The 7463-nt window shown below is 71.1% G+C and carries 14 protein-coding genes and 1 pseudogene; all 15 read right to left on the bottom strand.

Annotated elements, in window-relative coordinates:
• Nucleotides 1–525, bottom strand: a pseudogene (locus tag AC07A6_RS40715) (tyrosine-type recombinase/integrase); the annotation flags it as partial.
• The gene (locus AC07A6_RS40710) at nt 522–695 is read right to left on the bottom strand and encodes a helix-turn-helix transcriptional regulator (RefSeq protein ID WP_328623307.1); all 174 of its coding nucleotides are present in this window, start codon (nt 693–695) and stop codon (nt 522–524) included. The gene AC07A6_RS40710 and the pseudogene AC07A6_RS40715, both read right to left, overlap by 4 nt.
• 11 nt (nt 696–706) lie before the next feature.
• Nucleotides 707–2101 carry a replication initiator protein RepSA gene (gene repSA / locus AC07A6_RS40705; protein WP_478780456.1) on the bottom strand — a complete coding sequence of 465 codons (1395 nt, stop codon included), beginning with the start codon at nt 2099–2101 and terminating at the stop codon, nt 707–709.
• Nucleotides 2098–2763 (bottom strand): class I SAM-dependent methyltransferase, encoded by a 666-nt coding sequence (locus AC07A6_RS40700; protein ID WP_478780455.1) that lies wholly within the window; start codon nt 2761–2763, stop codon nt 2098–2100. Before AC07A6_RS40700 ends, repSA begins: the two co-directional genes overlap by 4 nt.
• Nucleotides 2760–2957: a hypothetical protein gene (locus AC07A6_RS40695; RefSeq protein WP_478780454.1), complete on the bottom strand. Its 198-nt coding sequence runs from the start codon at nt 2955–2957 to the stop codon at nt 2760–2762. Before AC07A6_RS40695 ends, AC07A6_RS40700 begins: the two co-directional genes overlap by 4 nt.
• Nucleotides 2950–3192: a hypothetical protein gene (locus AC07A6_RS40690; protein WP_478780453.1), complete on the bottom strand. Its 243-nt coding sequence runs from the start codon at nt 3190–3192 to the stop codon at nt 2950–2952. Before AC07A6_RS40690 ends, AC07A6_RS40695 begins: the two co-directional genes overlap by 8 nt.
• A gap of 4 nt (nt 3193–3196) precedes the next feature.
• Nucleotides 3197–3379, bottom strand: a complete 183-nt coding sequence (locus AC07A6_RS40685; protein ID WP_478780452.1) for a hypothetical protein — start codon at nt 3377–3379, stop codon at nt 3197–3199.
• A gap of 92 nt (nt 3380–3471) precedes the next feature.
• Nucleotides 3472–4017 carry a GGDEF domain-containing protein gene (locus AC07A6_RS40680; protein WP_478780451.1) on the bottom strand — a complete coding sequence of 182 codons (546 nt, stop codon included), beginning with the start codon at nt 4015–4017 and terminating at the stop codon, nt 3472–3474.
• 7 nt (nt 4018–4024) lie between these two features.
• A complete protein-coding gene (locus tag AC07A6_RS40675) occupies nt 4025–4333 on the bottom strand; it encodes a SpdD-like protein (RefSeq protein ID WP_478780450.1) in 309 nt (102 codons plus the stop codon).
• Between the two features lie 12 nt (nt 4334–4345).
• Nucleotides 4346–4501 (bottom strand): hypothetical protein, encoded by a 156-nt coding sequence (locus tag AC07A6_RS40670; RefSeq protein WP_478780449.1) that lies wholly within the window; start codon nt 4499–4501, stop codon nt 4346–4348.
• Nucleotides 4502–4522: 21 nt separating this feature from the next.
• Nucleotides 4523–4711 (bottom strand): mobile element transfer protein, encoded by a 189-nt coding sequence (locus AC07A6_RS40665; RefSeq protein ID WP_469126072.1) that lies wholly within the window; start codon nt 4709–4711, stop codon nt 4523–4525.
• A gap of 21 nt (nt 4712–4732) precedes the next feature.
• On the bottom strand, nt 4733–5437 hold the full coding sequence (locus tag AC07A6_RS40660) for a DUF2637 domain-containing protein (protein WP_478780448.1): 705 nt from the start codon (nt 5435–5437) through the stop codon (nt 4733–4735).
• A 21-nt stretch (nt 5438–5458) separates the two neighbouring features.
• A complete protein-coding gene (locus AC07A6_RS40655) occupies nt 5459–5650 on the bottom strand; it encodes a hypothetical protein (RefSeq protein WP_478780447.1) in 192 nt (63 codons plus the stop codon).
• Between the two features lie 81 nt (nt 5651–5731).
• Entirely contained in the window at nt 5732–7081 is a 1350-nt protein-coding gene (locus tag AC07A6_RS40650) for an FtsK/SpoIIIE domain-containing protein (protein ID WP_478780446.1), read from the bottom strand.
• 2 nt (nt 7082–7083) lie between these two features.
• A complete protein-coding gene (locus AC07A6_RS40645; RefSeq protein WP_470846454.1) occupies nt 7084–7416 on the bottom strand; it encodes an SCO3933 family regulatory protein in 333 nt (110 codons plus the stop codon).
• Nucleotides 7417–7463: the final 47 nt, after the last annotated feature.

Raw genomic sequence — 7463 nt, 5'->3', positions numbered from 1 at the left:
AAGGACCGATCGCCCCAGGGCCGGATCAGCCAGATCCGACAGTGATCGGGAGGCACTGGAAACCCAGTGCAGCGCGTTCCCGATCTCCGGAGGAAGCTCCCTGTCATCTGGGGCCGGAAGAACGAAAGCCCAGTTCCGAAGAGCCTTCCGCAGTGCGTCGTCTGCCGGCCGACCCGGACGATCGTTCAGCAGCGCCAGCGTGACCGAGGTCAAGGATTCGTTGATCCCGTCCCTGGTGTTCGGCGCAGCGTGGGGCCACTTCATCGCGAGGTACTTGAGCGCGAAGGCGTACCAGCTCAGCGAAGCCTTTTGCTCGACCATCGACGCGGGCAGACCCGATCCGGTGTCGAACTCCTCACCATCCCGGGCCGCACGCATCAGCTTGGACCGGTAGTTGTCGGCGAGCCCCTTGGTCCTGAACGACTCGGAAAACACCTGCCCGGCGACCGACCAGCGGACGTCATAGGAAGGACGCTTCGTATCGCGCTTCCGAACACTCCAGATCTTGACGTCGAGCGACTTCACGCCGCAGCACCTTCCTGGCTCCGCAGCCACGCGAGAAAGTCACTCCGCCAGACCCGCAGCTCACCATTCGGCAGGGTGAACGCCTTGGGAGCCTTGCCCAGTTCTCGCCACCGGTAGAAGGTCCGCCGTGAAATCCCCTTCAGCTCGGAAAGCACCTCCGCGGTGGTCATCAGCTCGTCTTTCACGCGATCTCTCCTTCCAGGTCGATGAGGGCTTCCCGCGCCGTCTCTCGGTTCTGCTGGATGTCGCGGCGGATGTTGGCGGCGAGCCAGGATTCGCCGGGGGTGTGGCCGTGGCCGGCGTAGGACCAGTGGGCGATGACGAGGAGGGTGGCTTCCGGGTTCTCGTCGGGGTCGGGCAGGCCGAGCGCGGTGCGCTGTTGGGCGGCGCGGTAGTCGGCGCGGACCTGGCGTAAGGCGCCGAGGGTGGTGGAGTAGCGGCGGGACTTGGTGGAGAAGTGCCCGCGGAAGCCGAGCATGTGAGCCCAGGCCCTCAGCCGCCGGTCGGGGTAGGCCCGGTCGAGGTCCATGCAGGCTTCCATCAGCCGGCGGGGGTGGTCGGGGACGCCGAGGAGGACGAGTGCCTCCTTGTTGCCGACGGGGTGGTCGACGGTGCCGGTGGTCTCGGCGGCCTTGGTGGCGTACTTGGCGACGTAGGAGGCGACCGCCTGTTCCGTCAGGTCCTCGCCGTTCCCGAAGGCGCCGATGGGCTGGACGTCGATCTGCTCGCCCCACCGCAGCTCCCACTCGTCCGCGATCCCGTGCTCCGGGGCGGCAGGAACGACGACGCGGACGCGGGCGGCGGCGGCCTGGATGGAGTCGATGAGGAGGTCGAGCGTTGCCCAGGCGGGCGGCGGGGAGTCGGGGCCGTCGGGTCCGTCGAAGCGGATGACGGCGTGGAAGTGGACGGCCCCGCGTTTCTGGTACTCGGCGACCTTGCCGAAGGAGACGCGGGACTGTTCGCGGGCGGCTTTCTGGGTCAGGCCAGCGCGGGCAGCGATCTCGCGGCGGAGGTAGATCGTGAAGTACCGCCACAGCTCGGAGGCGTGGTTGTTCCACAGCACCGCACCCGCGTAGTCGTAGCTGTCCGGGTTGAGCGGGGTGCCCAGCTCCTCGGCGTCGTCGGGGTGCTGGGTGCCGCAGCGGCAGGGGCGGAGCCCGGGGCGGTTGTGGACGGGGCCGAAGGACGGAGCGGTGAGGGTGGCGAAGACGCGGGGGTGGTCGCGGATCGTCTCGGGAGTGCCCTTCGTCTGGTCGCCGATGAGGCCGGCGCGGATGAGGTGGTAGGTGTCGCCGGCGTAGGTCCAGGCGCAGGCGGGGCAGCGGGAGGCCCGGCGGTTGCCGCAAGCGACGCGCAGGACGCCGCCGGGTTCGGTGTCGGTGGTGTAGGCGTGGAGCACGGTCTTGGTGGCCGGGTCGAGGAGCTTGGTGCCGCCGGACAGGCGGATGGGGGCGGCGCATCCTCCGGTGCGGCGGATCTGTTCGTGAAGACGGTCGAAACCGGGAGCCCCGGCCACCTTGAGCAGGTCGCTCAGGGTGGCCGGGTCCAGGCCCGCCAGGGTGGCGGTGTCGGTCACGCAGCCACCTCCAGCAGGGAGGCGAACAGGGCGGTGCCGATGTGTTCGGTGTAGGCCGGCGGGATGCACTCGCGGATCCCGTCGCGGTTCATCCAGGGCACTCGCATGTCGGTGCGGGCTTCCTGGACGCCGGAGAAGTTGCCGACGTAGTGGGCGAAGTGCCCTTCGGCCCGGGGACGGCCCATCTTGGTCAGGGGCGCGGTGTGGGGCCGGTGGCGGGGCTGGGTGAGGGTGAAGCCCCCGCCGGTCTCGAAGAGCCGGTGGCGGTAGGTCCGCATCCCAAACGCGGCCGCGCACAGCGTGACCGGAGTACGCAGCTCTGCGGCGGCGTCTTCGACGTTCTCGATCACCCAGGGGCGGCCGGTCGCTTCGAGGGCTGCGCGGGTGGGGGCGATCAGGTCGGGGTGGTCGCGGTTCTGGATGCGCTGGGCGAGGGTGTAGCGCTGGCAGGGCGGGGAGGCGTGGATGAAATCGAACTCGGCGCCGTACTCGCGGACGAAGCCGATCGCGTCAGCCTGCACGAAGCGGAACGGGTAGCGGGGCTGCGGGGCGAGGTCGACGCCGGTGACGTCGAAGCCGGCGAGGTGGTACCCCATGCCCGCCCCGCCCTGGCAGCAGAACAGGTCCAGCACCTTCAGACCGTTGGGGAGCGCGGTGTTCATGCGGTTCCTCCAGCGCTGTGGGCGGGGCCGTGGCTGGTGTTCCATCCGGAGATCAGCGCGCCGACCTGGGTGTCTCCCTTGGCGGTGGCGGTGGCGCCGCAGTGGCAGACGGCGGAGGCGGTGGCCGGGTCGGAGGGGGAGGGCTTGCTGATGTGCAGGCCGGGCGCGTCGTTGGTGGGGGTGAGGTCAGCCATGGCCGGACACCTCCACAGCCTCGGCGGTGAGGGCGTCCAAGGTCGCGGCAGCCTCGCTCGCGGCGGCGGAGAGGGCGCGAAGGGCTTCAGCCGAGCCGGGGGCAGCCAGGAGCGCAATCTCGATGCTGTCGCCCTCGATACGGAGGCTGACGAAGGGGCGAATGCGGTCGGGGAAGGCGGTGACGCGGAGGCGGGTGTCCGGCTCGATGTGTCCGGAGACGGTGAGGCTGTTCATGTGATCACCTCCCGACGCGGACGCGGGCGGCGGGGATGGTGTGGCCGAGGCCGCGGCAGGCGGGGCAGTGGACGGGGATGGTGGTCCGGGTGCCGTCCGGGGTGTGGAGGCCGGTGGTGATGGTGGCGGTGGCGAAGCCGTCGCAGTCGTGGCAGACGCGCGGGGTCAGGGTGGTCTCGGGCATCATGAGGAGCCCCTTTCGGGTCCGTTGGATCTGGGGTGGGGTTGAGGCGCCCGGGGCGGCGAAAGTTTGGCGACGGAGGCCGTCCCGGGGGCCGCTCAGCGTGTGTTGTTGCGCCTGCCGTGGCCCTTGGCCGCATACATCGCCGCGTCGGCGGCGGACAGGGCATCGGTGAGGGTCGGGACCGGCAGGGTGCCGGGGCTGCAACTGCCAATCGACGCGGAGACCGGCACGACCTGTTCGTTGTGCGTGACCGGGGTGTCCAGCGCGGCCCAGAGGCCGGAGAGGTTCGAGGCGCCAAGGTCGGTGATGATCGCGGCGAACTCGTCACCGCCGAGGCGGGCGGCGATCCCGTGGCGTCCGCACCAGGCGCTCAGCCGTTGTGCGGTGGCGGTGAGGACGGCGTCTCCGGCGGCGTGGCCGTGGGTGTCGTTGACGGCCTTGAAGTCGTCCAGGTCGACCAGGAGCACGAGCGAGCCGGGGTGCTTGGCGATGAGGCGTTCGGCGCGGGCGGTCCAGCCGGCGCGGGTGTGCAGGCCGGTCAGCGGGTCGCGGCGGGCGGTGGACAGGCGGCGCAGGAGCAGTCCGCCGTGCAGGGCCCAGCCCAGGGCCGGTAAGCCCGCGGCGATGACGTGCGTGTCCATGGTGAGCTCACCGGCCCTTCTGGAGGTCCTTGATGAGCAGGCGCAGGACCACCGCGATCAGGGCGATGGAGACGCCGGTGATGGCGACGGCGAGGAGCATCGAGACGAGGACGGCGCCGACGACCAGGACCGCGGCACCGCCGCCGGCGGCGAGGGCGATCACGCTGCCGGGGGTGAGCTGGACCGTGGGGCGAGCCGGGACGGCCGGCGCGGTCGCCACGGGCGAGGACTCGATGCCGGACGTGGTGGCGGGCTGGGTGAGGGGGGTGATGATGCCGGTCGGGAGCGGGTTGACCGGGATGTGCGGTCGGAACATGGCGGTGTCTCCCTACTTGGTGATGGGGTCGGCGAGCGTGGCGAGGAAGCTGTCGGCGAGGAGGTAGCCGCCGAGGAGGATTACGGCGACGAGCCACCAGGGCGGGCGGATGAGCTTGATGCCGAGGGCGCCGACGACGATCAGGGCGAGCCAGAGCGGGACGTCCATGACGTGGGTCTCCTTCGCGGGTTAGCGCGGGTTGCAGCGGTGGGTGCGGGCGGCGAGTTCAGCGGCGGCGCGGCTGGAGTAGTCGGCGGAGAACCCGCACTCCGGGGCCGTACAGGCCGCGGTGTGCTTGGTGCGGCCAAGGCCGTCGCGGTAGGTGCCGACACGGACGGGGCCGATGCGGATCACGTTGTAGAAGTGCTTGGGGCGCATGGAGGGTGATCTCCTTTCCGGTCAGGTGAGTTGGAGGGCGATCGAGTCCGCCAGCACGGCCGGGACACCGAGACGGGTCCGGAGGGTCGCCGCGTCGATCGGGGCACCGGTCTGGACGCGGTGGGCGTCCGCGATCTTTTGGGCGTGATCGAGGAGCGCGGGCGGAACGGGCACGGTCCCAGCAGGCGGCGCAGGTTCGGCGGCGGGAGCGAGTTCCCGCGGGGCTTCTCCGTCCGGTTCTTCCGGGGCGGGTTCGGCCGGCGGAAGTTCGGGGGCCGGGTCCGGGATCCGCTCCACGGTCAGGTCCGGCGCGGGTTCGACGTGGGGGTGATCCACGGGCTCCGGGTCCGTGGCCACCGGTTCCGGGGCCGGGGCGTGGGCGAGGAGGGTGCCGCCGAGGAAGGCGAGGGCGGGCCATCCGGCGACGAGGATGCGCAGCCAGGCCGGGACGTTGTGGAGGTCGAGGAGTCCGGCGGTGGCGATGTTGGCGCCGAGTGAGGCGATGAGGGCGATGGCGAACCAGAGCCAGGCATCGCGGTTCTCGGCGTCTGTGCGCATTCGGCGCCAGGCGGCGACCAACAGGAGGTCGACGCTGACCGGGTAGGCCCAGGCCTTCCAGCCGTCCTGTCCGGCCGCGGCGGCAAGGTCGTGGAGGTGGGCGAAGGACAGGGCCCCGGCGATGACGGCTTGGATGAGTACGGCGTCGAGGCGGAGGGTGCGTAACACGGGTACGCCTCCTTCCTGGGGTTATGCGGTGCCGGTGCCGAGGCAGTCCAGGCACAGCGCGGTCTGGGTGGCGTCGATCTCCCGGTGCTTGCGCCCGACCCTGACCTTCGTCGTGGCCTCCCCGGTGCCGCCGCAGGTGCCGCAGGACGGCGGGGCGGAAGCGGGCTTGGCCGGGCGGCGGCGCGGGGCCGGGGGCTTCTTCGTGGTGGCCATCGGGGTTCCCTTCGGTTTCGGGCATGGGTCGGGTAGGGACCTGGCGTGAGACGGTCACGCCGACCGAGAGGGGAGAGAGGGTCAGTCCGTCGCCGGAATCGGCTTCACCAGCGGGACCGACCCGTCGGACGCGGCTTCGGCGGGGAGCGCCGGCCGGTACGGGGCGAGGCCGGGAAGGTCCGGGGTCAGGTAGGCGTACTGCGTGCAGATCGCAGCCGCTTCCTCCGCGCTCAGTTCGGGGGTGCGGATGCGGGACCAGCCGCCGGAGGAGTCGCCGGCCACCGCGACGCCGGGACGGTCGGGCGGGATCGTGGTCACCGCGACCACCGCGTCCGGGGCGATGTCCCCCAGGCCCATGTCAGCGGTCTGCTTGTCGTTGACGCGGTGGACGACACGGCCGGTGAGCTGGGCGCGGAGCGTGGTGGCACCCTTGCCGAGGTCGGAACCGAAGCGCTGGCCACAGATCTCCAGGTAGATGCCGGCGGCGCGGGCCATCTGCCCGAGACGGATCATCTGCGTGACCATCCGGTCCCGGCGTTCCTCGTCCTTCTTCCCGGCGACGAGGAACAGTTCCGCGATCTCGTCCACCAGGACCACGACCGGCACCGGCCGAACTTCCTCGGGTAGGCCCCAGATGTCGGCGGCCCCGTACTCGCTCAGCAGGTCGAAGCGGGCTTCCATGTCGTCGACGACCGCATCCAGGAGCCCGGACGCCTCTTCCGGCGTCGTCGCGAGGGCCGACAGGCGCGGGGCGTAGCGCCGCTGTTCGACGCCGCGCTTGCAATCGATGCCGACGAGGGCGACCGGCAGTCGGGCGAGGCCTGCAATGAGGTTGCGCTGGTACATGGACTTGCCGGACTGGTTGGCGCCGAGCGTCAGGGCGTGCGGGACCTTCAGGTAGTCCCGGACGAACGCGGTCCCGTCCTCCCGCAGCGCGACCGCCACCGTCATCGGCCCGTCGGGCAGGCGGCGCGGCATCCTCACCCGCTGGAGCACGTCGTAGCCGGTCATTCGCAGTTCGACGAACCCGGGCCGGATCTCGATCACGTTGACGGAGCGGACGCCCCAGGCGTGCCGGAGGCGTTCCGAGGCGGCCATCACGTCGGCGGGCTCCAGTCCGGCCGGCAGCCGCAGGGTGACCCGCATCCCGGTCGAGGAGGGACGGACGCGGCGGACCTTCGGCGGGACGGGCTGGACGTCACCGTGACGGGTGACGTTGCGGACCAGGAACGCCCGCAGGCGCGACGGCTGCACCGTCAGGCCGCACACGTCCATCGTGGACCGGTACGTCACCGCGAACCGCACCCGCGCCGCCGGGAACCCGGCCACGGACCAGTACACGCGGGGAGCGCGGGCCTTCGCGTAGCGGAGGCCGCCACCGGCCCCGGCCAGGGGGACGGCGACCTCCCATAAGGTCGTCAGGTCAGCCACGGTCAGGCCCCGACGGTGGTGAGGGCGACGGCGCGGAACGAGATACCGTGCCGGGTCTGGCCGTTGAACGTGTTCTCCCAGTCCCGGGCCTTCAGCCCGATCACCGACACCGGCATACCCGGCACCAGCCCTGCCGGGAGGCCGGTCTCCGGGACGGTTACCTGGTAGAGGTTGCCCTCCCCCTCGTCCGAGATCAGCAGGCCCACCGTGGACAGACCCGCACCGGTCTCCCGGTCGGTGGCCCGCTCACCGGTCTGCTTGCTCACGAGCTTCGGCGTGGGAGCGGTCGCGACGAAGACGACGGCGGTCGACGTGTCCACCTTGAACGACGGCATGGTTTCTCCTTCAGAGATGCCAGCAGGGAGCTAGGTGACCAACTTGG

It is taken from the genome of Streptomyces sp. NPDC044002 (assembly GCF_056434525.1).
This window is presented reverse-complemented; position numbering and strand designations above follow the sequence as displayed.

What these genes read in the sequence shown, in the direction of transcription:
- AC07A6_RS40655 (WP_478780447.1), bottom strand. Translation starts at nt 5,650, where the DNA reads ATGGCCACCACGAAGAAGCCCCCGGCCCCGCGCCGCCGCCCGGCCAAG.
- AC07A6_RS40680 (WP_478780451.1), bottom strand. Translation starts at nt 4,017, where the DNA reads ATGGACACGCACGTCATCGCCGCGGGCTTACCGGCCCTGGGCTGGGCC.
- AC07A6_RS40665 (WP_469126072.1), bottom strand. Translation starts at nt 4,711, where the DNA reads ATGCGCCCCAAGCACTTCTACAACGTGATCCGCATCGGCCCCGTCCGT.
- AC07A6_RS40700 (WP_478780455.1), bottom strand. Translation starts at nt 2,763, where the DNA reads ATGAACACCGCGCTCCCCAACGGTCTGAAGGTGCTGGACCTGTTCTGC.
- AC07A6_RS40685 (WP_478780452.1), bottom strand. Translation starts at nt 3,379, where the DNA reads ATGATGCCCGAGACCACCCTGACCCCGCGCGTCTGCCACGACTGCGAC.
- AC07A6_RS40675 (WP_478780450.1), bottom strand. Translation starts at nt 4,333, where the DNA reads ATGTTCCGACCGCACATCCCGGTCAACCCGCTCCCGACCGGCATCATC.
- AC07A6_RS40670 (WP_478780449.1), bottom strand. Translation starts at nt 4,501, where the DNA reads ATGGACGTCCCGCTCTGGCTCGCCCTGATCGTCGTCGGCGCCCTCGGC.
- AC07A6_RS40690 (WP_478780453.1), bottom strand. Translation starts at nt 3,192, where the DNA reads ATGAACAGCCTCACCGTCTCCGGACACATCGAGCCGGACACCCGCCTC.
- AC07A6_RS40710 (WP_328623307.1), bottom strand. Translation starts at nt 695, where the DNA reads ATGACCACCGCGGAGGTGCTTTCCGAGCTGAAGGGGATTTCACGGCGG.
- AC07A6_RS40645 (WP_470846454.1), bottom strand. Translation starts at nt 7,416, where the DNA reads ATGCCGTCGTTCAAGGTGGACACGTCGACCGCCGTCGTCTTCGTCGCG.
- AC07A6_RS40695 (WP_478780454.1), bottom strand. Translation starts at nt 2,957, where the DNA reads ATGGCTGACCTCACCCCCACCAACGACGCGCCCGGCCTGCACATCAGC.